Origin of the sequence: Streptomyces netropsis, assembly GCF_014203545.1 — a bacterium.
Taxonomy (GTDB): domain Bacteria; phylum Actinomycetota; class Actinomycetes; order Streptomycetales; family Streptomycetaceae; genus Streptomyces; species Streptomyces netropsis.
This window is the reverse complement of record NZ_JACHJG010000001.1, coordinates 808,672-834,380: the sequence shown is the minus strand read 5'-3', so window position 1 is coordinate 834,380 and position 25,709 is coordinate 808,672. Positions and strand designations below refer to the sequence as shown.

General features: G+C 73.7%; 20 protein-coding genes. 6 read left to right on the top strand and 14 right to left on the bottom strand.

What is annotated here, in order from left to right; genetic code table 11:
- Positions 1 to 4: 4 nt before the first annotated feature.
- The 11 genes from ftsZ to rsmH form a co-directional block, all read right to left on the bottom strand.
- Positions 5 to 1,237, bottom strand: a complete 1,233-nt coding sequence (gene ftsZ / locus FHS38_RS03775; protein ID WP_184730568.1) for a cell division protein FtsZ — start codon at positions 1,235 to 1,237, stop codon at positions 5 to 7.
- Between the two features lie 239 nt (positions 1,238 to 1,476).
- Positions 1,477 to 2,310: a cell division protein FtsQ/DivIB gene (locus FHS38_RS03770; RefSeq protein WP_184730566.1), complete on the bottom strand. Its 834-nt coding sequence runs from the start codon at positions 2,308 to 2,310 to the stop codon at positions 1,477 to 1,479.
- Between the two features lie 28 nt (positions 2,311 to 2,338).
- The gene (gene murG / locus FHS38_RS03765; RefSeq protein ID WP_130877325.1) at positions 2,339 to 3,433 is read right to left on the bottom strand and encodes an undecaprenyldiphospho-muramoylpentapeptide beta-N-acetylglucosaminyltransferase; all 1,095 of its coding nucleotides are present in this window, start codon (positions 3,431 to 3,433) and stop codon (positions 2,339 to 2,341) included.
- A gap of 6 nt (positions 3,434 to 3,439) precedes the next feature.
- Entirely contained in the window at positions 3,440 to 4,822 is a 1,383-nt protein-coding gene (ftsW, locus tag FHS38_RS03760) for a putative lipid II flippase FtsW (RefSeq protein WP_184730564.1), read from the bottom strand.
- A gap of 61 nt (positions 4,823 to 4,883) precedes the next feature.
- A complete protein-coding gene (gene murD / locus FHS38_RS03755; protein WP_184730562.1) occupies positions 4,884 to 6,374 on the bottom strand; it encodes a UDP-N-acetylmuramoyl-L-alanine--D-glutamate ligase in 1,491 nt (496 codons plus the stop codon).
- On the bottom strand, positions 6,356 to 7,420 hold the full coding sequence (gene mraY, locus FHS38_RS03750) for a phospho-N-acetylmuramoyl-pentapeptide-transferase (protein ID WP_184730560.1): 1,065 nt from the start codon (positions 7,418 to 7,420) through the stop codon (positions 6,356 to 6,358). The genes murD and mraY overlap by 19 nt, the downstream gene beginning before the upstream one ends.
- Positions 7,420 to 8,841 carry a UDP-N-acetylmuramoyl-tripeptide--D-alanyl-D-alanine ligase gene (locus tag FHS38_RS03745; protein ID WP_184730558.1) on the bottom strand — a complete coding sequence of 474 codons (1,422 nt, stop codon included), beginning with the start codon at positions 8,839 to 8,841 and terminating at the stop codon, positions 7,420 to 7,422. Before FHS38_RS03745 ends, mraY begins: the two co-directional genes overlap by 1 nt.
- A gap of 65 nt (positions 8,842 to 8,906) precedes the next feature.
- Complete coding sequence (locus tag FHS38_RS03740; protein WP_184730556.1) at positions 8,907 to 10,640, bottom strand: UDP-N-acetylmuramoyl-L-alanyl-D-glutamate--2,6-diaminopimelate ligase; 1,734 nt, start codon at positions 10,638 to 10,640, stop codon at positions 8,907 to 8,909.
- 13 nt (positions 10,641 to 10,653) lie between these two features.
- The gene (locus tag FHS38_RS03735; RefSeq protein WP_184730554.1) at positions 10,654 to 12,597 is read right to left on the bottom strand and encodes a peptidoglycan D,D-transpeptidase FtsI family protein; all 1,944 of its coding nucleotides are present in this window, start codon (positions 12,595 to 12,597) and stop codon (positions 10,654 to 10,656) included.
- A gap of 117 nt (positions 12,598 to 12,714) precedes the next feature.
- Positions 12,715 to 13,212: a cell division protein FtsL gene (gene ftsL / locus FHS38_RS03730; RefSeq protein WP_184730552.1), complete on the bottom strand. Its 498-nt coding sequence runs from the start codon at positions 13,210 to 13,212 to the stop codon at positions 12,715 to 12,717.
- Complete coding sequence (gene rsmH / locus FHS38_RS03725) at positions 13,209 to 14,168, bottom strand: 16S rRNA (cytosine(1402)-N(4))-methyltransferase RsmH (RefSeq protein WP_184730550.1); 960 nt, start codon at positions 14,166 to 14,168, stop codon at positions 13,209 to 13,211. The genes ftsL and rsmH overlap by 4 nt, the downstream gene beginning before the upstream one ends.
- A gap of 448 nt (positions 14,169 to 14,616) precedes the next feature.
- On the opposite strand from rsmH, the gene FHS38_RS03720 reads away from it, so the two are divergent.
- From FHS38_RS03720 to FHS38_RS03705, 4 genes are all read left to right on the top strand, one after another.
- Entirely contained in the window at positions 14,617 to 15,171 is a 555-nt protein-coding gene (locus tag FHS38_RS03720) for a beta-class carbonic anhydrase (protein WP_184730549.1), read from the top strand.
- A 185-nt stretch (positions 15,172 to 15,356) separates the two neighbouring features.
- A complete protein-coding gene (locus FHS38_RS03715) occupies positions 15,357 to 16,385 on the top strand; it encodes an AAA family ATPase (protein WP_184730548.1) in 1,029 nt (342 codons plus the stop codon).
- A complete protein-coding gene (locus FHS38_RS03710; RefSeq protein ID WP_184730547.1) occupies positions 16,385 to 17,803 on the top strand; it encodes a DUF58 domain-containing protein in 1,419 nt (472 codons plus the stop codon). Before FHS38_RS03715 ends, FHS38_RS03710 begins: the two co-directional genes overlap by 1 nt.
- Positions 17,800 to 20,316, top strand: a complete 2,517-nt coding sequence (locus FHS38_RS03705; RefSeq protein ID WP_184730546.1) for a transglutaminase TgpA family protein — start codon at positions 17,800 to 17,802, stop codon at positions 20,314 to 20,316. Before FHS38_RS03710 ends, FHS38_RS03705 begins: the two co-directional genes overlap by 4 nt.
- Positions 20,317 to 20,456: 140 nt before the next feature.
- Here FHS38_RS03705 and FHS38_RS03700 read toward each other — a convergent pair whose 3' ends face one another.
- The 3 genes from FHS38_RS03700 to FHS38_RS03690 form a co-directional block, all read right to left on the bottom strand.
- On the bottom strand, positions 20,457 to 20,855 hold the full coding sequence (locus tag FHS38_RS03700) for an SCO2097 family morphological protein (protein WP_130877337.1): 399 nt from the start codon (positions 20,853 to 20,855) through the stop codon (positions 20,457 to 20,459).
- 237 nt (positions 20,856 to 21,092) lie between these two features.
- A complete protein-coding gene (locus FHS38_RS03695; protein ID WP_184730544.1) occupies positions 21,093 to 21,857 on the bottom strand; it encodes a methyltransferase in 765 nt (254 codons plus the stop codon).
- Positions 21,858 to 22,008: 151 nt separating this feature from the next.
- Positions 22,009 to 22,536, bottom strand: a complete 528-nt coding sequence (locus FHS38_RS03690; RefSeq protein ID WP_184730542.1) for an SAV_6107 family HEPN domain-containing protein — start codon at positions 22,534 to 22,536, stop codon at positions 22,009 to 22,011.
- A 241-nt stretch (positions 22,537 to 22,777) separates the two neighbouring features.
- On the opposite strand from FHS38_RS03690, the gene FHS38_RS03685 reads away from it, so the two are divergent.
- Positions 22,778 to 23,587, top strand: a complete 810-nt coding sequence (locus tag FHS38_RS03685; protein ID WP_229821858.1) for an ATP-binding cassette domain-containing protein — start codon at positions 22,778 to 22,780, stop codon at positions 23,585 to 23,587.
- Positions 23,559 to 25,697, top strand: a complete 2,139-nt coding sequence (locus tag FHS38_RS03680) for a YhgE/Pip family protein (protein WP_184730538.1) — start codon at positions 23,559 to 23,561, stop codon at positions 25,695 to 25,697. Before FHS38_RS03685 ends, FHS38_RS03680 begins: the two co-directional genes overlap by 29 nt.
- The last annotated feature ends 12 nt before the right edge of the window (positions 25,698 to 25,709 follow it).

The following is a 25,709-nucleotide window of genomic DNA, read 5'->3' as shown; positions in this document are numbered from 1 at the left end:
CGGACTACTTCAGGAAGTCCGGGACATCCAGTTCCTCGGCGGTCGAGTCCTGGTACGGACGGGCCGGCGGGACCTGCGGCGAGGAGACCGGCGGCGCCGGCATCTCGTTGACCGGGGCCTTCTCGGCCGGTACGGGCTCCTCGGTGCGCGGGGTCACGCTGCCGAGACCACCGAAGGACGGGCGGGACGGCTCGGCCGGACGGCTCGGAGCCGCGGCGGCCGGAGCGCTCTCGTCACGGCCGCCGTACGGCGAACCGAGCACCTTGTCGCGGCTGCCCTTGGCCGGCGGCTGGCCGCCGTCGAAGCCGGCGGCGATGACGGTGACCCGGACCTCGTCACCGAGGGCGTCGTCGATGACGGCGCCGAAGATGATGTTGGCCTCGGGGTGCGCGGCCTCGCTGACCAGCTGCGCGGCCTCGTTGATCTCGAACAGGCCGAGGTCGGAACCGCCGGAGATGGAGAGCAGCACACCGCGGGCGCCGTCGATGGACGCCTCCAGGAGCGGCGAGGAGATCGCCATCTCCGCGGCGGCCACCGCGCGGTCGTCGCCGCGCGCCGAGCCGATACCCATGAGCGCCGAGCCGGCCTCGGACATCACGGACTTGACGTCGGCGAAGTCGAGGTTGATCAGGCCGGGGGTGGTGATCAGGTCGGTGATGCCCTGGACACCCGACAGGAGCACCTGGTCCGCGGACTTGAACGCGTCGAGCACGCTGACCTGACGGTCCGAGATGGACAGCAACCGGTCGTTCGGGATGACGATGAGAGTGTCGACGTTCTCCCGCAGGCCGGCGATGCCGTCCTCCGCCTGGTTCGCGCGGCGGCGGCCCTCGAAGGTGAACGGGCGGGTGACCACACCGATCGTCAGGGCGCCCAGCGAACGCGCGATGTTGGCGACGACGGGAGCACCGCCGGTGCCGGTGCCGCCGCCCTCGCCCGCGGTCACGAAGACCATGTCGGCCCCCTTGAGGACCTCCTCGATCTCCTCGCGGTGGTCTTCGGCGGCCTTGCGGCCGACGTCGGGGTTGGCGCCGGCGCCGAGGCCGCGGGTGAGCTCCCGGCCGACGTCGAGCTTGACGTCGGCGTCGCTCATCAGGAGAGCCTGCGCATCGGTGTTGATCGCGATGAACTCGACGCCCTTGAGACCGACCTCGATCATCCGGTTGATGGCGTTCACGCCACCGCCGCCGATACCGACGACCTTGATGACTGCGAGGTAGTTCTGCGGTGCTGCCACGTCGAAGGCCTCTCGCCTCGAGTTACGTATGCCTGGGGGCGGTTCTCAATGCCGACCCGAACCCTAACGTTGAAGTTTAGGGTTACCGGTGTCACTGTTGTCTGGGTTCTCTGAACAGGACACTAAGTCGACAAGCGGTGCGCGTTCAATGAACACGCCGAACCTCCCGTTTTTCTTTTCACCCTATGTGATCACCCATAGTCGTAGCCAACCAGGGTGCTGGCGGGCACGGATCGGCGTCAACTCCCCGACGCCGCCGGAGCCCCGGGAGCACTGACGTCGAAGTGGTCCGCGCCCCGGGCGGCTTTGAGCAATGCCGTGAGCGTACGGGCCTTCACGTCCCCCCGTTCACCACTCCCCCAGACGACCGTCCGACCGCCCGTCAGTTCCAGGGTGATGGAGTCGTACGAGCGTACGCGGATCGCCAGGGTGTCCCGGCGGACGGCGGGGGGCAGGTCCACGGCGACCCGGACCGCCTCCCGTTCGAGTCGTTCGGGGCCGAACCGGTGCGTACCGGGCGAGTCCTCGGCCGCCATCCTCAGCCGGGGCACCCCCTTGGGGGCTTGATCGACTGTGGCGAACCGCACGCCCGTACCGTCGATTTCGATGAACTTCCCGCCCTTTTCGAGGACGACTTTCGGCTGCCGCTCGGTCACTTTCAGACTGATCCCGCGTGGCCAGGAACGTTCGACGTCCACCGCCTCGATCCTCGGCAGCCGGTCGCGCAGCCGGTCCGCGATGGCGTCGGTGTCCACGGAGGCGAGGGGGTCGCCGAACGGGACGGCGGCCTCCCGGCGGACCTCACCGGACGTCAGTACGGCGGTGCCACTGACCTCCACGTGGGTGACCCGCAGCCAGCTGGAGCCGTAGAGCGCCCAGCCGACGGCCGCACCGAGAGCCACGGTGACGGCCGCCCAGCCGAGCAGCTTGCGCCGACGCGGTCGGAGACAGGGGCGGCGCGGCTTCGCCTTGCCCGGCCGCCCGCCGGAGCGGGGCGGGCTGGGGGATGGCCGCGATCGCGGCGGCTTGCCGTTCTTGCCGCCACCGCGCCGGGCGGTCGTCGGTCCGGCCACGCTCCCCGCCTCCTGCTCCTACGGGCCGTCAGCGGGCCCTGCGTGCGGCAATCGCCTCGTACACCATGCCGACGAGCAGCTCGTCGGCGTCCCGGCGCCCGAACTCGGAGGCGGCGCGGGACATCTCGTACAGCCGGTGCGGGTCGGCGAGCACCGGGAGCACGTGGCTCTGGACCCACTCGGGGGTCAGCTCGGCGTCGTCGACCAGCAGACCGCCGCCCGCCTTGACCACCGGCTGGGCGTTGAGCCGCTGTTCGCCGTTGCCGATGGGCAGCGGGACGTAGGCGGCCGGGAGCCCGACGGCGGACAGCTCGGCGACGGTCATCGCGCCCGCGCGGCAGAGCATCATGTCCGCCGCGGCGTACGCGAGGTCCATCCGGTCCACATACGGTACCGGGATATAGGGCGGCATTCCGGGCATGTTGTCCACGTGCGGCAGGTCGTTCTTCGGGCCGACCGCGTGCAGGATCTGGATGCCGGAGCGCTGGAGCATCGGCGCGACCGCCTGGACGACCTCGTTCAGCCGGCGGGCGCCCTGCGAACCGCCGGAGACCAGCAGCGTCGGCAGGTTGGGGTCGAGCCCGAACGCCGCGCGCGCCTCGGGCCGGACCGCGGCCCGGTCGAGGGTGGCGATGGTGCGGCGCAGCGGGATGCCGACGTAGCGGGCGTTGCGCAGCTTGCTGTCCGGGGTGCTCACCGCGACCGACGCGGCGTAGCGCGAACCGATCTTGTTGGCGAGGCCGGGCCGGGCGTTGGCCTCGTGGACGATGATCGGCACCCCGAGCCGCTTGGCGGCCAGATAGCCGGGCAGCGCCACGTAGCCGCCGAAGCCCACCACGCAGTCCGCCTTGGTCCGCTCCAGGATCTGCTCGGCGGCCTTGATGGTGCCGCGCAGCCGTCCCGGGACGGTGATCAGCTCGGGCGTGGGCTTGCGGGGCAGGGGTACGGCGGGGATCAGCCCCAGTTCATAGCCCCGCTCGGGCACGAGCCGGGTCTCCAGGCCCCGCTCCGTGCCGAGCGCCGTGATCCCCACGGTCGGGTCCTGCCTGCGCAGGGCGTCCGCGAGGGCGAGCGCGGGCTCGATGTGGCCGGCGGTCCCCCCGCCGGCGAGTACGACATGCACCGAAATTCACCGCTCTCCGGACGGTCGCTTCTTGACGCGCCGTCTCATCGTCTTCCATCTCACCCCAGGCTGCCGCATGGCGAGCGCTGCCCGCGCACCGGGCTCGTCGCGCGCGAAGGCGATCAGCAGTCCGATGGCGAACATGGTCGGCAGCAGGGCGGAACCTCCGTAGGAGAACAGCGGCAGGGGGACACCGGCGATCGGCAGCAAGCCGAGCACCGCACCGATGTTGACCACGGCCTGCGCCGTGATCCAGGTGGTCACACCTCCCGCTGCGTACCTCACGAAGGGGTCCTCCGTGCGTCCGGCCACGCGGATACCCGCATAGCCTAGAGCCGCGAAGAGGGCGAGTACCGACAGCGTCCCCGCGAGACCGAGTTCCTCGCCGGTGATGGCGAAGATGAAGTCGGTGTGGGGTTCGGGGAGTTCACCCCATTTCTCCACACTCGCTCCCAGTCCGGCGCCGAACCAGCCGCCGTTGGCGAGGGCGTAGATTCCGTGCACGGCCTGCCAGCACCGGTCGTCGGTGCCCGGTTCGGTCGCGCCGATGCAGGCGAGGCGGGACATGCGGTTGGCACTGGTCTTGATGAACAGCGCGGCGAGCACGGCGGTGACGCCGAAGACCCCCGCGAAGAGCCGGGTCGGGGCGCCCGCCACCCACAGGAGGCCGAGCAGGACGACGGTGAGGACGACAGTGGTGCCCATGTCGCCGCCCAGCATGATCAGGCCGAGCAGCAGGAAGGTGACGGGCACCAGGGGCACCAGGAGGTGCTTCCACTGGGTGAGCAGCTTCTTGGACTGTTTGCGCGCCAGCAGGTCGGCGCCCCACAACACCAGGGCGAGCTTGGCGAACTCGCTGGGCTGGAGCTGGAAGGGCCCGCCGAGGGAGATCCAGTTGGTGTTGCCGTTGATGGTCTCCCCGATGCCGGGCACCTGGACCAGGCACAGCAGGAAGAGCGACCCGGCGAGCAGCGGGTAGGCCAGCGCCCGCAGCAGCTTGACGGGCAGCCGGGCGGCGGCCAGCAGGAGCACGGTGCCGATGGCGGCGGCGAGCAGCTGCTTGCGGAAGAAGAAGCTGGGCGCCAGGCCGTTCTGCAGGGCCTTGATCTGGGACGCGGAGTAGACCATCACAAGGCCGAGCACGGTGATCAGCAGGGAACCGCCGAGGATCAGGTAGTACGCGGTCAGCGGGCGGTCCCAGGCGCGCTTCACGCGCGCGTGCAGCCCGCGCAGTCCGCCGCCCGACGGCCGCCCGGGCGGCCGTGAGCCCCCCGCACGGATCCGTGCGGGGCGGGGGGCGCGCTGGGGCCGGGGCCGGGCGGGGGCCCCGCGCAGGGCCCACAGGCCGCCCGGTGCGCCCCCGGGGCGCGCGATGTCGTCGGCGTGCATCCGGGTGTCCCCTCCGCTGGTCTCCTGCGCCGCCGGCCCGCGCCGCGGGGGTTCCCGGCGGCTACTCCTCCGGGTGTCGGCCGGAGGCCAGTTCCAAGGCGGCGTCGGCGAACGCCTCGCCGCGCTTGTTGTAGTTGGCGAACATGTCCATCGAGGCGCACGCCGGGGCCATGAGGACGGTGTCCCCGGGCCGGGCGAGCCGCGCGGCTTCCCGGACCGCCGCCGCCATCGCCCCAGTGTCGGTCCGGTCGAGGTCCACCACCGGGACATCGGGGGCGTGTCGCGCCAGCGCTTGGCGGATCAGCTCCCGGTCGGCACCGATCAGCACGACGCCGCGCAGCCGTCGCGCGGAGGCGGTGACCAGGCCGTCGAACGTGGCGCCCTTGGCGAGGCCGCCCGCGATCCAGACGATCGACTCGTAGGCCGCCAAGGACGCCTGGGCGGCGTGGGTGTTGGTGGCCTTGGAGTCGTCCACGTAGGCGACGCCGTCGACGTCGGCGACGTGGGCGATGCGGTGCGCGTCGGGCCGGAAGGCGCGCAGTCCGTCCCGTACGGCCGTGGCCGGGACGCCGAAGGCGCGGGCCAGGGCCGCCGCCGCGAGGGCGTTGGCGATGTTGTGCGGGGCGGCCGGGGTCACGTCCGAGATCTCGGCCAGCTCCTGCGCCTGGTCCCGTCGGTTCTCGACGAAGGCGCGGTCGACGAGGATGCCGTCGACCACCCCGAGCTCGGAGGGGCCGGGGGTGCCGAGGGTGAAGCCGATGGCACGGCAGCCCTCTTCGACGTCGGCCTGCATGACCAGGCGCTCGGTGGCGGGATCGGCGACGTTGTAGACGCAGGCGATCTCGTTGCCCTCGTAGATGCGGCCCTTGTCGGCGGCGTACGCCTCCATGGAGCCGTGCCAGTCGAGATGGTCGGGCGCGAGGTTGAGCACGGCCGCGGAGTGGGCGCGCACGGACGGCGCCCAGTGCAGCTGGTAGCTGGAGAGTTCGACGGCGAGCACGTCGTACGGCTCGGCTCCGTCGCGTCCTTGGGCGAGCACCACGTCGATGATCGGGGTGCCGATGTTGCCGACGGCGACGGTGCGCAGCCCGGCGGCCTCCAGGATGGAGGCGAGCATCTGCACCGTCGTGGTCTTGCCGTTGGTGCCGGTGACGGCGAGCCAGGGGGCCGCCTGCTCGCCGCGGGCGCCGCGCAGCCGCCAGGCGATCTCGACGTCGCCCACGACGTCCACGCCGGCCTCCGCGGCGGCGGCGAAGAGCGGGCTCCCCGGCTTCCAGCCCGGCGAGGTGACGACCAGTTCGGTGCCCGGGGGCAGCGTCTCGGCGTCGGCGAGGCGGACGGCGATGCCCTCGCGCTCCAGCTCGGCGGCGCGCTCGTGGTGGGTGCCGCTGTCACCGCCGTCGACGACGGTCACCCGCGCGCCGAGGCCGGCCAGGGCGCGGGCGGCGCTGACGCCGCTCACGCCGAGGCCGGCGACGGTGATGTGCTGGCCGGCCCACTCCGTGGTGGCAGCGGCGGAAGAGGTGGTGGGGGTCACTTGATGGCCAGCCATCCGGCGTAGAAGAGTCCGAGGCCGACGGCCACGCAGAGGCCCTGGATGATCCAGAAGCGGACCACCACAAGGACTTCGCTCCACCCCTTGAGTTCGAAGTGGTGCTGGAGCGGGGCCATCTTGAAGACGCGCTTGCCGGTCAGCTTGAACGAGCCGACCTGGATCACGACGGACATGGTGATCAGGACGAACAGACCGCCGAGGAGGGCGATCAGCAGCTCGGTGCGGGAGCAGATGGCCAGTCCCGCGAGGGCGCCGCCGAGGGCGAGCGAGCCGGTGTCACCCATGAAGATCTTGGCGGGCGAGGTGTTCCACCACAGGAAGCCGAAGCAGGAGCCCATCAGGGCCGAGGCGACGACGGCGAGGTCGAGCGGGTCGCGGACCTCGTAGCAGGCGGCGCCGGCGGTCAGCGGGTTGCCGCAGGACTGTCCGTGCTGCCAGGTGCCGATGAAGACGTACGCGCCGAAGACCATCACGGACGCGCCGGTGGCGAGGCCGTCGAGACCGTCGGTGAGGTTCACGCCGTTCGACATCGCGAGGATCATGAACAGCGCCCAGACCACGAAGATCACGGGGCCGACGGACCAGCCGAAGTCCTGGGTGAAGGACAGCTTGGTGGAGGCCGGGGTCTGGCCCCGGGTGTCCGCGAACTGCAGCGCGAGGACCGCGAAGGCGATGCCGACGATGAGCTGGCCGGCCATCTTCGCCTTGGCGCGCAGGCCCAGGCTCCGCTGCTTGACGATCTTGATGTAGTCGTCGAGGAAGCCGACCAGGCCCATGCCCGCCATCAGGAACAGCACCAGTACGCCGGAGAACGTCGGCTCGTGGCTGGTGATGACCTTGGTCAGGGCGTACGCGATGAGCGTGGCCAGGATGAAGGCGATGCCACCCATGGTGGGCGTGCCGCGCTTGCTGTGGTGCTCGCGCGGGCCGTCGTCACGGATGAACTGGCCGTAGCCCTTGCGGGCCAGGAACTTGATCAGCAGCGGGGTGCCGACCAGGGTCAGCAGCAGGCCGATGACACCCGCGAACAGGATCTGGTTCATCAGCCGGAGACCTCACCATCGGCCGCGAGCAACGCGGCCGCGACCCGCTCCAGGCCGACCGACCTGGACGCCTTCATCAGCACGACGTCTCCCGGACGCAGCTCGCTGCGCAACAGGTCGACCGCCGCCTGCGCGTCGGACACGTGCACCGACTCCTCACCCCACGAACCCTCGTTATAGGCACCCATTTGCAGCCAGGCCGCTTCCCTGCCCCCGACTGCCACGAGCTTGCTGACGTTGAGCCGGACGGCGAGCCGCCCGACCGCGTCGTGCTCGGCGAGTGAGTCCTCGCCGAGCTCGGCCATCTGACCGAGCACGGCCCACGTGCGGCCCCCCTTCGCCGTGGCGGCTTGGCCCATGGCGGCCAGCGCGCGCAGCGCGGCTCTCATGGATTCGGGGTTCGCGTTGTAGGCGTCGTTGACGATCGTCACGCCGTCCGCACGCTCGGTGACCTCCATCCGCCAGCGGGAGAGCTGGCCCGCTTCGGAGAGCGCGGTGGCGATCTCGTGCGCGGGCATGCCCAGCTCATGGGCGACGGCGGCGGCGGCGAGCGCGTTCGACACGTGGTGCTCACCGTACAGCCGCATGGTCACGTCCCCGCACCCGGTGGGTGTGTGAAGCGTGAAGGCGGGCTGCCCGGTCGCGGTGAGGCGGACGTTCTCGGCCCGTACGTCCGCGTCCTCGGCCTCGCCGAACAGGACGGTACGGGCCTTGGTGCGGGTGCTCATGGCCCGGACGAGGGGGTCGTCGGCGTTGAGCACGGCGATGCCGCCCTCCGCCGCCGTGGGCAGCACCTCGACCAGCTCGCCCTTGGCCAGGGCGATCTGCTCGCGGCCGCCGAACTCGCCGATGTGCGCGGTGCCGACGTTCAGGACGAGGCCGATGCGCGGCGGGGTGAGCTCGGCGAGGTAGCGGATGTGGCCGACGCCGCGGGCGCCCATCTCCAGCACGAGGTGGGCGGTGCTCTCCTGCGCGCGGAGCGCGGTCAGCGGCAGGCCGATCTCGTTGTTGAAGTTGCCGGGCGGCCCCACGGTCGGGCCGAGGCGCTCCAGGAGCTGGGCGATCAGGTCCTTGGTGCTGGTCTTGCCGGCCGAGCCGGTGAGCGCGACGACGGTGGTGCCGAGCCGCTCCACGACGGCGCGGGCGAGGGCGCCGAGGCCGGCGACGACGTCCTCGACGACGATGGCGGGCACGCCGACGGGCCGGGAGGCCAGTACGGCCACCGCGCCCGCGGCGACCGCGCGCTCGGCGTAGTCGTGGCCGTCGACGTTCTCCCCGGACAGCGCCACGAAGAGGCTGCCGGGCCGCACGTCACGGGAGTCGATCACGACCGGGCCGTCGGCGGCGACGCCCGGGTCCGGTATGTCGTGCTGTTGCCCGCCGACGATGGCGGCGATCTCGGCGAGGGACAGAGCGATCACTGAGATTTACCTCCGGCCGTTCGGGAGGGCTTCCGTGGGGAGGGTTGTGCGCGCATGGCGGTCTGTCATCCCTGGTCGTTCCGGTGCTTGGTCGACAGGCGAAGTCGCTCGGCCTCGATGGCCTCGCGCAGCACCTGGCGGTCGTCGAAGGGGCGGACCACTCCGGCGATGTCCTGGCCCTGCTCGTGGCCCTTGCCCAGGACGAGGACGGTGTCACCCGGCTCGGCGCGGGCGACGGCTGCGGCGATGGCGTCGGCCCGCTCCTCCGCGAGGAGGACCGTGCCGCGCTCGTGGACGGGCACCTCGGCGGCGCCCGCGAGCATGGTGGCGAGGATCGCGAGGGGGTCCTCGGAGCGGGGGTTGTCGGAGGTCAGTACGGCGGTGTCGGCGAGCCGGGCCAGGGCCGCGCCCATCGGGGCGCGCTTGGTCCGGTCGCGGTCGCCGCCGCAGCCGAGCACGGCGTGGATCCGGCCCTTGCCGACCTTGCGCAGGGCGCGGAGAACCGATTCGACGGCGTCCGTCTTGTGGGCGTAGTCGACGACGGCGAGGTAGGGCTGGCCCGCGTCGACGCGCTCCAGCCGGCCGGGCACGCCGGGCACGGCCGCGACGCCGTCGGCGGCGGTCTGCGGGTCGATGCCGGCGGCGACGAGCGCGGTGATGGCGGCGAGGGCGTTGGCGACGTTGAACGGGCCGGCGAGCGGCGCCCGGGCGGTGACCGACTGGCCCTGCGGGCCGAGGACGGTGAAGTCCGAGTCGAACGGGCCGACGTGGACGTCCGTGGCGCGCCAGTCGGCGTCGGGGTGCCCCTCCGCCGAGAAGGTGACGACCGGGACCTCGGAGGCGCCCTCGGCGAGGCGCCGGCCGTACTCGTCGTCGAGGTTGACGACGCCGAGGCGGCTGCGGGCCTTGGTGAACAGCCGGGCCTTGGCCTGGAAGTAGTCCTCCATGCCGGAGTGGAACTCCATGTGCTCCGGGCTGAGGTTGTTGAAGACCGCGACGTCGAAGACGCAGCCGTCGACGCGGCCGAGCATCAGGGCGTGGCTGGAGACCTCCATGGCCACCGAGCGGACGCCGCGCTCGCGCATGACCGCGAAGAGCGCCTGGAGGTCGGTCGCCTCGGGCGTGGTGCGCTCGGACTTGATGCGCTCGTCGCCGATCCGGGACTCCACCGTGCCGATGAGGCCCGTCAGGCCCCCGGACGCGCCGGCGGCGGCCTTCAGCCCGCCCTCGATGAGGTAGGCGGTGGTCGTCTTGCCGGAGGTGCCGGTGATGCCGATCTGGAGCAGATCGCGGCCCGGCTCGCCGTAGATCGTCGCGGCGAGCGCGCCCATCCGGCCGCGCGGGTCGTCGACGGTGAGGACGGGCAGGCCGGCGGCCGCGGCGCGGTCGGTGCCGGCCGGGTCGGTCAGCACGGCCACCGCGCCGAGCCCGGCGGCCTGGGCGGCGAAGTCCGCGCCGTGGAAGCGGGCGCCGGGCAGGGCGGCGTAGATGTCGCCCGGGCGCACGGCCCGCGAGTCGTGGGTGATGCCGGTGACCGTGGCGGTCGCGGGAGCCTCGTCGGCGGCTGCGGCGTCACGGGTGGCGGCGATGCCCAGCTGACCGGCGAGCTCCGCGAGGGGCGCGGGGCGGACCTGGGTGGGGCGGGGCGCTCCCGGGTACGTGGCGGGGGCGTCCGTGGGGCTGGTGTGGGACTGATCAGCGTGGGGCACGGCGGTGAGCGTACCGGGCGCACCCGCCCGGCCGCGAAGCGAGGGGCGCGCCGGGCCGTGGTTCCCCGGATCGGGAGTGATCGTCGTCACGGCCGCCCCCGGTTCAGCGGTCGCCGTAGTTCACCGGCAGCCGGGGAGGCTGGGTGCCGGACGGCGGCACCTGGAGGGTCTTGAGCGCGAACTCCATGACCTTCTTGTAGACGGGGCCGCAGATCTGGCCGCCGAAATAGCTGCCCTCGGTGGGGTTCTGGATGGCGCAGTAGACGGTGATCCGGGGCTGGTCGGCGGGGGCGAATCCGGCGAAGGAGGCGGTGTAGCCGTGGTAGCGCCCGGTCTGCGGATCCACCCGGTTGGACGTGCCGGTCTTGCCCGCGACGCGGTAGCCGGGGATCTTCGCCTTCGTGCCGGTGCCCTCCCGGTCGTCGATGACGGATTCCAGCATGGTGGCCAGGGTCCTGGCGGTCCGCTCGCTGACCACACGGGTGCGCGGCGGGGCCGGGGCGGGGGTGAAGCGGCCGTCGGGGCCCTTGATGCCGCGTACGAGCGTGGGCTGCACCCGCTCCCCGCCGCCGGCGATGGTGGAGTACACGGACGCGGCCTGTACGGCGTTCAGGGAGAGTCCCTGGCCGAAGGGGATCGTGTACTGCTGGGAGGCGCTCCACTTCTGCGGCTTGGCGAGGATGCCGGGCGTCTCGCCCGGGAAGCCGAGGCCGGTGGGCCCGCCGATGCCGAATTTCCGCAGGTAGGAGTGGAGGACGCGGTTGGCCTGCGGCTGGTCCTTGCCGAGCTGTTCGGCGGCGAGGATCGTGCCGATGTTGCTGGACTTGGCGAGCACCCCGTTGAGGGTGAGGTGCCAGGTGGCGTGGTCGATGTCGTCGGCGAAGGCCCGGTCGGCGCGGGGCAGCCGGTTCGGCACCTCGACATGGGTGGCCGGGGTGGCCTTGCCCTCCTCCAGGACGGCGGCCATGGTCATCACCTTGCTGACGCTGCCCGGTTCGTACGCGTCCTGGAGCGCGGCGTTGCCCATGGCGTTGCCGTCGGCGTGGGCGAGGTCGTTGGGGTTGTAGCCGGGGGCGTTGGCCATGGCCAGGATCTCGCCGCTGCGGGTGTCCTGGACGACGACGTAGCCGCGGTCCGCGGCGGACTCCTTCACCTGCTCGGCGATGGCGTTCTGGGCGGCCCACTGGATGTCGCGGTCGATGGTCAGCTCGACGTCGGAGCCGGGCACGGCGGGCTGTTCCTTGAGGTCGCCGGTGGGGACCTGACGGCCGCCGGACTGGGCGTAGACGAGCTTGCCGTCCTTGCCGGCGAGCTCCTTGTTCAGCTGGGCCTCGATGCCGCCGCCGCCCTGGCCCTCGGCGTTGACGAAGCCCAGTATCCCGGCGGCGAGGTCACCGTTGGGGTAGACGCGCTTGCTGTGGGACTCGCGGTTGACGCCCGCGAGAACGTCGACGCCCTGCTTCGCCTTCGCCCGGTCGGCGGTGGTCTTCTTCAGCTCCTTGATCCGGTTCCAGACCTTGGGGGCCTGCCGGCGGGCGAGGACGACGTACTTCGACTTGGGGTTGGCGGTGAGCTTCTGCTCCAGCACCGCCGGCCGCTCGGCGAGCAGGGGGGCGAGCAGTTCGGCGGCCTGGCGGGCCGCGCCGGCCGTCTTGATCCGCTCGGGGGTCAGCAGGTCGGGGGCGGCGGTGATGTCGTACGCGTCGACGGTGGTGGCGAGGTCGATGCCGGCCCGGTCGGTGATGGCGCCGCGCTCGGCGGCCAGCGTGACGGGGATGTAGCGGTTGACGTTCGCCTTGGCGGCGTAGGCGCTGGCGTCCACGGCCTGCACCTGGAGCAGCCGCACGGTGAAGACCAGCAGGACGAGCGTGAGCCCGGCGCCGACCATGCGCAGCCGTGGCCGGGGGCTGCCGAGCCGCAGCGGCCGGGCGCCAGCGCGGTAGGCCGCGGGGCGCGGGGCGCGGGCGGGGCGGGCGGCGGGGCGGGCGGGCCCGGGGACGCGGCGGCGGGGGTCGCGGGGCTCTCGGGGGCGACGGGGGGCCGTCATGTCGCGCTCACCCTCCGGGGCCGCCGCCGGTACGCGGCCGTGGGCCCGGCCGGCCCGGCGGCCGGTGGGGCCTGCGAGAAGCGCGGGGGCCGTACCCCGGGGGTTTGCGGCACTGCGTCACCTGCCGGTGGTCGGAATGGGCTTCACTGCCGTACGGGCGTCGGGGGCGGGGACCTGGGGAGCGGGGACCGGGAGCGGCGGCGGGGCGGGGGCCGGGGCGGCCGGGTCGAACGAGGTGGTGAAGGAGGCGGGGTCGGCGGCGGCCGGGGACGGGGCGCCGTGGACGGTGCCGTCCGGGTCGAGGAAGACGGGGCTGCCGCCGGGGACCATGCCGAGCTCGCGGGCGCGGCGCTCCAGCGCGTCCGGGGCGGCGAGCTGGTCGACCTCCTGCTGCAGCGCCTGCTGCTCATCGGTCAGCTCGGTGCTCTTGCGCTGGAGCCGGCTGAGCTCGAAGGAGCCCTGGTTGAGTGAGGAGTTGAGCACCAGCAGCGAGAGCAGCCCGGAGCCGAGCAGCACCACGACCAGCAGGACGAACGGGGTCCGCTTCGCTCCGACGGCTCCGGCGGGCAGCAGCCGGATCAGGCGCGCGCCCGGGCCGCGGGCGGCCACTGTCACGGGGCGTCCTCGCGGATGCGCTCGGCGCCGCGCAGCCGGGCGGGTGCGGCGCGCCGGTTCTCGGCGATCTCTTCCTCGGTGGGCAGCTCGGCGCCGCGGGTGAGGAGCTTCAGCCGCGGCTGGTAGCGCTCGGGGACGACCGGCAGTCCGGGCGGCGCGGTGTTGGCGGCGCCCGCCGCGAAGACCTGCTTGACGATGCGGTCCTCCAGCGACTGGTAGGACAGCACGGCGATCCGGCCGCCGACCGCGAGGGCGGCGACGGCGTTGGGGATGGCCTGCTCGACGCTGGCCAGCTCCGCGTTGACCTCGATGCGCAGGGCCTGGAAGGTGCGCTTGGCGGGGTTGCCGCCGGTGCGCTTGGCGGCCTGCGGCAGCGCGTCGCGGATCAGCTCGACGAGCCGGGCGCTGTTGGTGAAGGGCTCCTTCGCCCGCTCCTTGACGATGGCGCTGACGATCCGCTTGGCCTGCTTCTCCTCGCCGTAGGCGCGCAGGATGCGCACCAGCTCGCCGGGCGCGTAGGTGTTGAGGACCTCCGCGGCGCTGAGCCCCGTCGTCTGGTCCATCCGCATGTCCAGCGGGGCGTCCTGGGCGTACGCGAAGCCGCGGTCGGCCTCGTCGAGCTGCATGGAGGAGACGCCGAGGTCGAAGAGGACGCCCTGGACCCGCGGGATCTCCAGCTTCTCCAGCACCTCGGGGAGCTCGTGGTAGACGGCGCGCACCAGCGTGGCGCGGTCGCCGAAGGGGGCGAGCCGCTCCCCGGCGAGCGCCAGGGCGGTGGGGTCGCGGTCGAGGGCGACGAGCCGGACCTCGGGGAAGCGGGTGAGCAGCGCCTCGCTGTGTCCGCCGGCGCCGAGGGTGCAGTCGACGACGACCGCGCCGGGCTCGGCGAGAGCGGGGGCGAGCATGTCCAGGCAGCGCTGGAGCATGACGGGGACGTGTCGCGCGTTGCTGCTCATGCGCCCTTCTGAGAGTCCGGGGAGGTCCGCGGGCGTACGCATCCCCGGGTCCCCACCCGCTCGAAGGGGAAGCGGCCGGTCCGGCACCGGGGAAGTGGTGTCGGGCGACCGGGGAGCGGGAGGAGGCCGAGGGGTACGTACGCGGCGCGCACGTGCGGGTTTTCGGTTCCAAGGGGAGCGTCAGGCCTCCCACTTCGCGCCACTTTAGTCCACTCGTCCCTTCGGTCAATCAACCGGCCAGCGCGTCCCGCCCCGGCCTTGGGCGCGGCCGCGCGAACGCGTCGGGAGCGGGGGGCGGGCTCCGTGACCGGCCCGGGAGGAGGGTGCCTTCACCCGGACGGCGGCAGGGGCGCCCGGCCTGTGGCATACCTCACAGGAGGCCGTGTTGGCGGCGTTTGCCCGCCCTTATAGCGGGCCGATGAGCCGCGCGCCGACTACCTTCGTGCATATGTCGATATCCGCGTCTCAGCCCTCGCAGCCGACCTCCGACCGCGACCACTCCGGGAAGACGGTCACCGACCGTCTGGTCGAGGCCAACGCAAAGTACGCCTCCGCGTTCACCGACCCGGGCATGGACGCCCGTCCCGTGCTGAAGGTCGCCGTGGTGGCCTGCATGGACGCCCGTCTCGACCTGCACGCCGCACTGGGCCTGGAGCTCGGCGACTGCCACACCATCCGCAACGCCGGCGGTGTGGTCACCGACGACATCATCCGCTCCCTGACGATCAGCCAGCGGGCGCTCGGCACCCGCTCGGTGGTCCTGATCCACCACACCGGTTGCGGTCTGCTGAACCTGACCGAGGACTTCCGGCACGAGATCGAGGCCGAGGTCGGGCAGCGTCCGGCGTGGGCGGTGGAGGCGTTCAAGGACCTCGACAAGGATGTCCGGCAGTCCATGCAGCGGGTCCGCACCTCGCCGTTCCTGCCGCACACCGACGACGTGCGCGGCTTCGTCTTCGACGTGACGACGGGTCTGCTGCGCGAGATCGACCCGCAGCGCTGATTGTCCACAGGCGGTGACGCAACACCGCCTGAGCGGCCAGAATGCGTACGTGGCGCCCGCCTCCGCGAACGGCGGGGGCGCGGCGGACACGTTTCGGGGAGGGCCGGTCCGTACCCACGGGCCCGGCTCGGATTGGGGTATCCCCTGCTCCCGAAGGAGCGTGGGGAAGGGCCGAGGAGGGCCGGGTGACGACCTATGACGAACGAGCGAGCCTCAGCGATCTGACCACCACAGCGGAGCGGGTCCGCAGATCGGTGGAGGGCGTGATCGAGGGCAAGCCGGAGGTCGTACGGCTCTCGCTGACCGTGCTGCTCGCCGAGGGGCATCTCTTGATCGAGGATGTGCCGGGGGTGGGCAAGACCATGCTCGCCAAGGCGCTGGCGCGGTCCATCGACTGCTCGGTGCGGCGCATCCAGTTCACGCCGGACCTGCTGCCGTCCGATATCACCGGTGTGAGCGTCTTCGACCAGCAGCGTCGGGACTTCGAGTTCAAGCCCGGTGCGATCTTCGCCCAGATCGTCATCGGCGACGAGATCAACCGCGCCTCGCCCAAGACCCAGTCGGCGCTGCTGGAGTCGATGGAGGAGCGCCAGGTCACCGTCGACGGGCACAGCTACGAGCTGCCCAGCCCGTTCATGGTGGTGGCCACGCAGAACCCGGTCGAGATGGAGGGCACCTATCCGCTGCCCGAGGCGCAGCGCGACCGCTTCATGGCCCGGGTCTCGATCGGCTATCCGCACCCGGAGGCCGAGCTGCGCATGCTGGACGTGCACGGCGGCGTCTCGCCGCTGGACGACCTCCAGCCCGTCGCGCACGCGCACGACATCGTCAAGCTCGTCGAGGCGGTCCGGGCGGTGCACGTCGCCGAGTCCGTGCGGCGGTACGCGGTGGACCTGGTGGGCGCGACCCGGCAGCACCCCGATCTGCGACTCGGGGCGTCGCCGCGGGCGACACTGCACCTGCTGCGCGCGGCCAAGGCCGCCGCGGCGCTGGCCGGCCGGGACTTCACCCTGCCCGACGACGTCCAGTCGCTGGCCGTGGCGGTGCTCGCGCACCGGCTGCTGCCCACCGCGCAGGCCCAGCTGAGCCGGCGCACGGCCGAGCAGGTCGTCGTCGACATCCTCCAGCGGACCCCGGTGCCCGATCCGTCGGCGCAGGCGTGGCGTCAGCCGCAGCCGCCCGGCCACCAGCCCCCGGGGGCGCGGAGGCTGTGATGGCATCCGGGGGAGCCCCCTCGCGAGGCCCGGGAGAGCCCGGGGAGAGGGGGGCCGCGCGCAGCGGCCTGTGGGCGGCGTTCGGCGGGCTGACCACCCGTGGCCGCTCCTTCCTGGCGGCGGGCGTCGCGGCCGCCGGGTGTTCGTACGTCCTCGGCCAGTCGGACCTGCTGCGGGTGGGGCTGCTGCTGGCCGTGCTGCCCGTGGTGTGCGTGATCGTGTTGCACCGCACCCGGCACCGGGTCACCGGCAGCAGACGGCTGTCGCCGTCGCGGGTGCCCGCGACCGCCGAGGCGCGGGTGCACCTGCGGATCGACAGCGTCTCGCGGCTCCCCACCGGGCTGCTGATGCTCCAGGACCGGGTGCCGTACGTGCTGGGGCCGCGCCCGCGCTTCGTCCTGGACCGGATCGAGCCGGGCGGCCGCCGCGAGGTGTCCTACCGGGTCCGCTCGGATCTGCGCGGCCGCTATCCGCTGGGGCCGTTGCAGCTGCGGCTGACGGACCCGTTCGGGATGTGCGAGCTGACCCGGGGTTTCAGCGCCTTCGACACCCTGACGGTCGTGCCGCGCGTGGATCCGCTGCCGCCCGTGCGGCTCGGTGGCGAGGCGGCGGGCTACGGCGACGGCCGGCACCACTCCCTCGCGCTGGCCGGCGAGGACGACGTCATACCGCGCGGCTACCGCCACGGCGACGACCTGCGCCGGGTGCACTGGCGCTCCACCGCCCGCTACGGCGAGCTGATGGTGCGCCGCGAGGAGCAGCCGCACCGGGCCCACTGCACGGTGCTGCTGGACACCCGCGGCATCGCCTACGAGGGCGCCGGGCCCGCCTCCCCCTTCGAATGGGCGGTGTCGGGGGCGGCCTCCACGGCGGTCCATCTGCTGGAGCGGGGTTTCTCCGTGCGGCTGCTGACCGACACCGGAAGCTCGGTGCCCGGCCCCGACGGCATGGGCGGCTACGGCGGCTCCGCGCACGACTCCGCGGACGCGGCCGGGCTGATGCTGGACACCCTCGCGGTGGTGGGCCACTCCGAGGAGACGGGGCTGGCCGCCGCCTACGACACCCTGCGCGGCGGTGCCGGCGGGCTGCTGGTGGCGTTCTTCGGCGAGCTGGACGAGGAGCAGACGATGCTGGCCGGGCGGATGCGGCAGCGCGGCGTGACGGCGGTCGCCTTCGTCCTGGATCCCGCCGCGTGGGCGTACGACCCGCGTGGCCAAGGCTCCCGGGCGCGGTTCGACGGCGAGCGGCGGCTGCGCGTGCTGCGGGAGGCCGGGTGGACGGCGCTGGCCGTCACCCCGGGCGCGCCGCTGGCGGACCTGTGGCGGCTGGCGGGTTCCACCGGCCCGGCCCCGGGCCGTGACGACGCGGCGGGCGGGACGACGGGCGGCTGGGGCGGCGTGGCGGGAGGCAGGTCATGAGCGGGGGAGTTCGGCTGGCGGTGTGCGCGGCGGCGGCCACGCTGGCGGCGGCCGGTGCGCTGCTGCCGCTGGTGGACAGGTCCGCGTGGATCGTGCAGGCGGCGTTCCTGCTGACCATCCAGACGTCGGTGGGCGTGCTCGCCCGCCGGGTGCCGCTGGCCAGGGCGCTGACGGTGGCGGTGCAGGCCCTGGTGGCGCTGCTGCTGCTCACCGTGGTCTTCGCGCGGGCGCAGGCGGTCGGCGGGCTGCTGCCGGGGCCGGACGTCTTCCAGGAGTTCGGGCAGTTGCTGCGGGAGGGCGCGTCCGACATCGGGCGGTACGCCATCCCCGCGCCGGCGACCGCGGCCATCCGACTGATGCTGGTCGGCGGGGTGCTGGTGATCGGCCTGGTGGTGGACGCGCTGGCGGTCACGTACCGCAGCGCCGCACCGGCCGGGCTGCCGTTGCTCGCGCTGTATTCCGTGGCGGCCGGGCTGGCGGAGGGCACCGACTGGCTGTGGTTCCTGGCCGCGGCGGCCGGCTATCTGCTGCTGCTCCTGGCCGAGGGCCGCGACCGGCTCGCGCAGTGGGGCCGGGTCTTCGGCGGTGGGGGTGCCCGGCCGGGCCCGGCGGCCCATCCGCTGGGCCCCGGCCAGGGGCCCGCCATCGCGCCGGTCCGTACGGGCCGGCGGATCGGGGCGCTCGCGCTCGGCATCGCGCTGCTGGTGCCGGCCGCGCTGCCGACCATGGACGGCGGGCTGCTCCAGGCGCGCGGCCAGAGCCCCGGCGAGGGCGGCACAGGCGGCGGGAGTGGCGCGGTCAGCCCGCTGGTCGCCCTCCAGGACAGCCTCCGGCAGCCGGAGAACCGCGAGGTGCTGCGCTATCGCACCTCCACGCAGAACACCGGGGACCTGTATCTGCGCATCGTGACGCTCGATCAGTTCGACGGCTCGACCTGGCGCACGTCCCCCGGCCGCCCCGTCACCGAGGTGCCGGACCCGCTGCCCACCCCCGCCGGGCTGGCCCCCGGGGTGCGTACGGACCCGGTCAACACCTCCGTGGCGGCGTCCGGTTCGTACGCGCAGACCTATCTGCCCCTCCCCTATCCGGCCCAGCAGGTGCGGATCGGCGGCCGGTGGCGGTACGAGCCGGAGGGTCGGATGGTGGTCGGCGGCCACGCGCAGACCACCCGGGGCGCGCGCTATCAGGTGACGAGCCTGCTGGTGGAGCCGACGGCGGCTCAGCTCTCCACCGCGCCCGCGGCCCCGCAGCGGCTGCTGCGCGAGTACACCAAGGTGCCGGGCTCGCTGCCGAAGGTGGTGGCGCAGACGGCGCGGAAGGTGACGGCGGGGGCGGCGAACCCGTACCAGCAGGCCGTGAAGCTTCAGGAGTGGTTCGCGGTCGACGGCGGCTTCCGCTACGACACGGAGGTGCGCTCGGGCAGCGGACCCGACGCCATCGCCAGGTTCCTCCAGGCCAAGGAGGGCTTCTGCGTCCACTTCTCCTTCTCCATGGCGGCCATGGCGCGGACGCTGGGCATCCCCGCGCGGGTGGCGGTCGGTTTCACCCCGGGCACCCCGCAGGCGGACGGCTCGATGTCGGTCGGCTCCAAAGACGCGCACGCCTGGCCCGAGTTGTATTTCGAGGGGGCCGGCTGGACCCGCTTCGAGCCCACGCCGAGCCGCGGCACCCCGCCCGAGTACACGGTCGCCGAGACGCCCGCCGGGTCGGACCCGGGCGCGCCCTCCCCGCGTCCCGACCGGTCCGCCGCGCCGTCGGCGCCGGCCAGGTCGGGTGACGACTGCACCCCGCGGCTGAAGAAGGTCGACGGCTGCCCGGCCCTCGCCCAGCAGCCGGGCGGCGGTGCGTCCGACGGCGGGCCGCGGGCGGGCACGGTGACGGCCGTCGCGGTGGCCGCGCTGGTGGTCCTCGTCCTGCCCGTGCTGCCGATGCTCTGGCGCCGACGGGTACGAGCCCGGCGCCTCGGCACCGCGGGCGCGAGTCGGCGTGGCCCCGCCGGAGAGGCCGCGGCGGCGGCAACGTCCGGGCCGGGCGGTCGGCCCGTGGGGCCGGCGGTGCTGCCGGACGACGATCCGCGGGAGACGGTGGAGCGGACGCTGGCGGCCTGGCGCGAGCTGACCGACTCCGCCTGGGACTACGGCATCCTGCCGGACGACGCGCAGACCCCGCGGAAGGCGGCGGCGCGGATCGTGCGGATCGGCGCGTTGGACGGGCCGTCGGCCGAGTCCGCCGTCCGGGTGGCCACCGCGGTCGAGCAGGCGCTGTACGCGCCTACACCCCGACCGGTCGGGGCGTTGGCGGCCGAGGTCGAGTCGGTACGGGCCGGGCTGCGCGCGGCGGCGGGGCGGGGGGCGCGGCTGCGGGCCGTGCTGGCTCCGCGCTCGGCCGCCCGTGTGGCGTGGGCGTGTTCGCGGCGCTGGTCGGCCGCGCTCGAACGGCTGCGGACCGGGCGGATCGTGGCGGTGTGGCGCCGGGCGGGCGGGGCGCTGCGCCCCTCGCGCCAGCGGGGCTGAGGGCCGCTGGGGGGCTTCCGCCGACGGGTGTGCGGAACTCGGGTATGCGACAGGGGGCCGGGACGTGATGTCCCGGCCCCCTGTCGTTCACGGACCTCTGCGCGCGTCAGCCGCGCGCGTTCCTGCGAGAAATGCGGGGCTCAGTGGCCCTGTTCGTCACGGCGGCGCTGCCAGCGCTGCTCGATCCGGTCCATCACGGTACGGCGCTGTCGGGCCTGTCGCCGGGGTGCCCCGCCCATCGCGGCGGGTCCGGCCTGTGCTCCGGGCCTGGGCGCCTTGCGCCACCCCGTCACCGCGAGCACGGCACATCCCAGCATGACGAGGAACCCCACCACGCTGATCCAGATCTGTTGGGCGACCATTCCGGCCATGAGGAGCGCGATGCCCACCAGAAAACCCGCGACCGCCTGGTAGACCCGTCGCCGGGTGTACGTGCGCAGGCCGCTGCCCTCGAGCGCTGTGGCGAATTTGGGATCTTCGGCGTACAGCGCTCGCTCCATCTGCTCGAGCATGCGCTGCTCGTGCTCCGAGAGCGGCACGGAGTCCTCCTACTCGTCGGTCGCGGGGGGCGACCGGGGTGCGACCCTTTCAGGATAGGCAGGGAATCGCCCCCGTGAAACCCGCCCCTCTGCGCCAATCCGCCCACCGATGCGGTGTGGCGATCGATGACGTCGGGACGTACATTCCCTGCCCGCCGATCCGCCATGCCGGACGGTGTCCACCGATCATACGGGGCGAACGGGCTGATCGGGTGGCCTGTGACCTACCGCGTGCGGTCAGCCACGCTCGGCCAGGACGTGCAGCTGGGTGGCCACGGAGTGGAAGGCGGGCAGCTCGGCCGCCGCGGCCTCCAGCTGGAGCAGCGCGTCGATGGCTCCGGGCTCGGTGTCGACGAGCACACCGGGCACCAGATCGGCGAAGACCCGCACGCCGTGCACGGAGCTGACGGCCAGCCCGGCCTCGGTGACCAGCTCGGAGAGCTGGTCGGCGGTGAAGCGGCGCGGGACCGGGTCGCCGTCGCCCCAGCGGCCGGCCGGGTCGGAGAGGATCTGCCGGGCCTCGGTGAAGTGACCGGCGAGGGCGCGGGCGAGGACGGCGCCGCCCTGGCCCGCCGCCAGCAGGCTGAGGGTGCCGGCCGGGCGGAGCGCGTCGATGGCGTTGCGGACGCCCTCGGCGGGGTCGTCGACGTACTCCAGCACGCCGTGGCACAGGACGGCGTCGTAGCCGCCGCGCTCGACCACGTCGAACAGGCCGTGGGCGTCGCCCTGGACCCCGCGCACCCGGTCGGCGACCCCGGCCTCGGCGGCCCGGCGCTCCAGCGCGAACAGGGCGTTGGGACTGGGGTCGACGACGGTGACCCGGTGTCCGAGACGGGCGAGGGGCACCGCGAAGTAGCCGGAGCCGCCACCGGTGTCGAGGACCTCCAGCTCGCCCGCGGCGTCCCCGCCGACGGCCTTGGCCCGACGGCCGAGGGCGTCCCGCAGGACCTCCCAGACCACGGCGGTACGGAGGGACGCCCGGGGGCGCAGCGGGTCTGACACGGCGGGTGGCTCCTCGGCGCGGTGTCGCCGCCGCCTCGGCGGCGGCGACGAAGGACTGTCGTCGGCGGGGCCCAGCCTAATGGGCGGCGCGGCGGGGCCACACAACCCTCGCCCGCCTCCGGCGGGGACGCCGCGGTTCCGGTCCGCCGCGTCAGCCCGCCTTGTCGCGCGGGGCGGCCGGCTGCCGGGGCAGCGCCGGGTGGGCCGGGCGGGCCGGCTGCTCCAGCGGCAACTTCGGCTGGAGCACCACCATCCGCTCGACGAGCCGGAGGAAGGCCGAGGCGTCGCGCAGCAGATCGTCCGCGTCACGGCGGCTCGCGGCGGACCGGATGCCCGCCTCCGCGCGGGCCCGGCGGGGAGCGCCGGAGGCGAACAGGGCGCTCCACTCGGCGAGTTCGGGGGCGACCTCCGGCAGGACCTCCCAGGCGCTGCGGATCCTCCGGCGACGCCGCTCGGAGGTCTCGGGGCGGCCCCGCACGGCGAGGACGGCGGCCGCCGTGCGCAGGGCGGCGAGGTGCGCGGTGGCGTACCGCTCGTGAGGGGCTTGCAGCGTGGCGGCTTCCGCCAGCCCGTGCTGGGCCTGGGTGAGCAGGTCGAGGGCCGCGGGCGGGGTCGCCGCGCGGCGCGGGACGGGCTGGAGGGGCGGGACGGGACGGACGTCGCTCGCGCTACCGGCCATGACGAACCTCCTTCGTCGGGGGCGGTCCGCACGCGGGCGGGGCCGCCGTATGCCCCCATCGTGGGGCACACCACTGACAATCGCCCTGACCTGCGCGAACACCGTGCGTGGGGGCAGTTGGCGCGTTCGGTCGCGGGCGGTGGAGGCCGAAAACCTTCGTCCGTGGTTGACGGCCGCGGGGGCTCCCCCCGCATCCTTTTGCACTGACCGGTCAGTGCAGCTTCTGGTACGGGAGGTTCGTGTGAACAGCGCTCCGCCGACCGACGCCCCGCCCGGGGCCGCCGTCACGGCCGAGGGGTTCGGCGTCCGGGGCCCTCGCGGCTGGGCCTTCCGCGACGTGGACCTCACGGCCGCACCCGGCGCGCTCGTCGCCGTCGAGGGCCCCTCCGGCTCGGGCCGCACCTGTCTGCTGCTCGCGCTCACCGGCCGGATGCGGGCCGGCGCCGGCCGGGCCGAGGTCGCCGGACTGCCGCTGTCCGGAACGGGCCGCGGCGCGCACCGGCGGAACATGGCGGCGGTCCGGCGCATCAGCGCTCTCGCGCACGTACCCGGTGTCGCCGAGCTCGACACCTCGTTGACCGTCGCCGAGCACCTGCGGGAACGCACGCTGCTGCGCCGCCGGTTCGGCGGCCCGCTGCGCGGTCTGCTGCGGCCGCGCGCCGAGCGGGCGGCCGAGGCCGGGGCCCGCGTCGAGGCGGCGCTGACGGCCGCCGGGCTGGACCTGACGGCCCTGCCCAAGGGCGACCGCACGGCCGTACGGGACCTGGAGCGGCTGGAGTCGCTGCGGCTGTCGGTGGCCCTCGCGCTGATCGGCGGTCCACGGCTGCTCGCCGTGGACGACACCGACCTCAAGCTCTCGGACGCGGAGCGCACGCGCGCGTGGGCGCTGCTGCGGTCGGTGGCCGACGCCGGTACGACCGTGCTCGCGGTGTGCGGCACGGCGCCGCCCGAGGGCACGGTCGTCGTCTCGACCGCCCGCCGCGAAGCCGGGACGGACACCACCGACGAGGAGGACGCGGCAGATGCGCTCGCCGAAACTGGCCGCCCTTGAGCTGAGGCGGTTCGGCAGGGGAAGGCTCCCCCGCGCGGCACTCGTCGCGCTCCTGCTGCTGCCGCTGCTCTACGGCGCGCTGTACCTGTGGTCCTTCTGGGATCCCTACGGACGCCTCGACAAGGTGCCCGTGGCACTGGTCAATGCGGACCGGGGCGCCACGGTGGACGGCCGGAAGCTCGGCGCGGGCGACACGATCGCCAAGGGGCTGCGCGACAGCAAGTCGTTCCAGTGGCACGAGACGAGCGCCGAGGCGGCGCGCAAGGGCGTCGAGGACGGCACCTACTACCTCTCGCTGACCGTTCCCGCCGACTTCAGCGAACAGGTCGCCTCCAGTTCGGGCCGGACCCCGCGGACGGGCGCGCTCCAGGTGCGGACGAACGACTCCAACAACTACATCGTCGGCCAGATCTCCCGCACGGTCTTCGCCGAAGTGCGGGCGGCCGCCTCCCGCAAGACCTCCCGGTCCTTCTACGACAAGATCTTCGTCTCCTTCTCCGACCTCCACGACCGGACGGCGAAGGCCGCGGCGGGCGCGGGGAAGCTCGACGACGGGATCGGCAGGGCGCAGAAGGGCGCCGGAGACCTCGAGAAGGGGCTGGCCGACGCGAAGAAGGGCAGCGGCGACCTCCAGGACGGCGTGGACGAACTGCACACCGGGGCGGGCACCTTGGACACCAAGTCGCAGGAGCTCGCCACGGGCGCGCGGAAGGTCGCGGACGGCACCCGGCAACTGGCCGACAAGGTCAACGGCGTCGCGGCCGAGGAGGGCGCCTTCGTCAAGGAGAACGCCGAGGAGATCGGCCGCACCGCCCGCGTCGTCGCCAGGGAGACGAAGACACTGCGGGACCACCTGGACGACCTGCCCTCCCCCGCCACCGCCGCCCGGCTCGCCGAGGGCAGCCGCCGCGCCGCGGACGCCCTGGCCGCCGCCTACGACACGTCGTGCGGGGCGGGGAAACCGGCCGCACCCGACACCGTCTGCCCGGAGCTGCGGAAGGCGGTGTTCGCCGCCGGGAAGTCGGCCGACGGCGCCGCGGCCCTGAGCGCCCTGGTCCACAACGAGAACGGCGCGCTGGACCGGCTGCCGGGCACGCTGGACACCCTCCACACCTACGCCGTGCGGCTCGCCGAGGAGGCCCCGCACCTCGCCCGGGACATCGACGGTGCCGTGCGCAAGGTCAACGCCCTCGACGCGGGCGCGCGGAAGGTCGCCGAGGGCGCCGGGGCGCTGCACTCCGGGGCCGGGAGGCTGTACAGCGGGCTCGGCACCGCCAAGGAGGGGGCCGGCGATCTGGACGGCGGGATCGGGAAGTTGCGCGAAGGCGCGGGCACCCTCCAGGGCGGCATGTTCAAACTCTCCGACGGCTCCGCCGAACTCGCCGACGGGCTGCGGGACGGCGTGGACCGGATCCCCGACTACGGCAAGAAGGAGCGTGACGCCCGCACCCGGGTGATGGCCGACCCGGTCGCGCTGGCCTCCGAGGCCACGCACAAGGCGGCCAACTACGGCACCGGCTTCGCGCCCTACTTCATCCCGCTCTCCCTGTGGGTGGGGGCGATGGTCGCCTACATGCTGATCCAGCCGCTCAACCGGCGTGCCCTGGCCATCGGTGCGGGCGGCTGGCGGATCGCCCTCGCCGGCTGGCTGCCGGTCGCCGCGATCGGGGTGCTCCAAGCCGGCGCGCTGCTGTCCGTGCTGCACTGGCTGCTCGGGCTGGAACTGCCGCGCGCCGCCGCCACGATGGGCTTCCTGGTCCTGGTCACGGCGTGCTTCGCCGCGATCGTGCAATGGCTGGGCGCCCGCTTCGGTCCGGCCGGGCGCATTCTCGTCCTGGCGCTGCTGATGCTCCAGCTGACGTCGGCCGGCGGCACGTATCCGGTGCAGACCAGCCCGGGGTTCTTCAACGCCGTCCACCCCTTCCTGCCGATGAGTTACGTGGTGGACGGGCTGCGCCACCTCATCACCGGGGGCGGCCCGGCCCCGGTGTGGCAGGCGTGCGGCGTGCTGGCCGCGTTCACGCTGGGCGCGCTGACGCTCACCGCGTGGACGGCACGGCGCAAGCAGGTCTGGACGGTGGACCGGCTGCACCCGGAGCTGAGCCTGTGAGCCCTGTGAGCG

Bases quoted from the DNA above. Each gene is read 5' to 3' on its own strand.
- ftsW (WP_184730564.1), bottom strand. From the start codon at position 4,822: ATGCACGCCGACGACATCGCGCGCCCCGGGGGCGCACCGGGCGGCCTG.
- murD (WP_184730562.1), bottom strand. From the start codon at position 6,374: ATGGCTGGCCATCAAGTGACCCCCACCACCTCTTCCGCCGCTGCCACC.
- mraY (WP_184730560.1), bottom strand. From the start codon at position 7,420: ATGAACCAGATCCTGTTCGCGGGTGTCATCGGCCTGCTGCTGACCCTG.
- FHS38_RS03735 (WP_184730554.1), bottom strand. From the start codon at position 12,597: ATGACGGCCCCCCGTCGCCCCCGAGAGCCCCGCGACCCCCGCCGCCGC.
- rsmH (WP_184730550.1), bottom strand. From the start codon at position 14,168: ATGAGCAGCAACGCGCGACACGTCCCCGTCATGCTCCAGCGCTGCCTG.
- FHS38_RS03720 (WP_184730549.1), top strand. From the start codon at position 14,617: ATGTCGATATCCGCGTCTCAGCCCTCGCAGCCGACCTCCGACCGCGAC.
- FHS38_RS03710 (WP_184730547.1), top strand. From the start codon at position 16,385: ATGGCATCCGGGGGAGCCCCCTCGCGAGGCCCGGGAGAGCCCGGGGAG.
- FHS38_RS03705 (WP_184730546.1), top strand. From the start codon at position 17,800: ATGAGCGGGGGAGTTCGGCTGGCGGTGTGCGCGGCGGCGGCCACGCTG.
- FHS38_RS03690 (WP_184730542.1), bottom strand. From the start codon at position 22,536: ATGGCCGGTAGCGCGAGCGACGTCCGTCCCGTCCCGCCCCTCCAGCCC.
- FHS38_RS03680 (WP_184730538.1), top strand. From the start codon at position 23,559: ATGCGCTCGCCGAAACTGGCCGCCCTTGAGCTGAGGCGGTTCGGCAGG.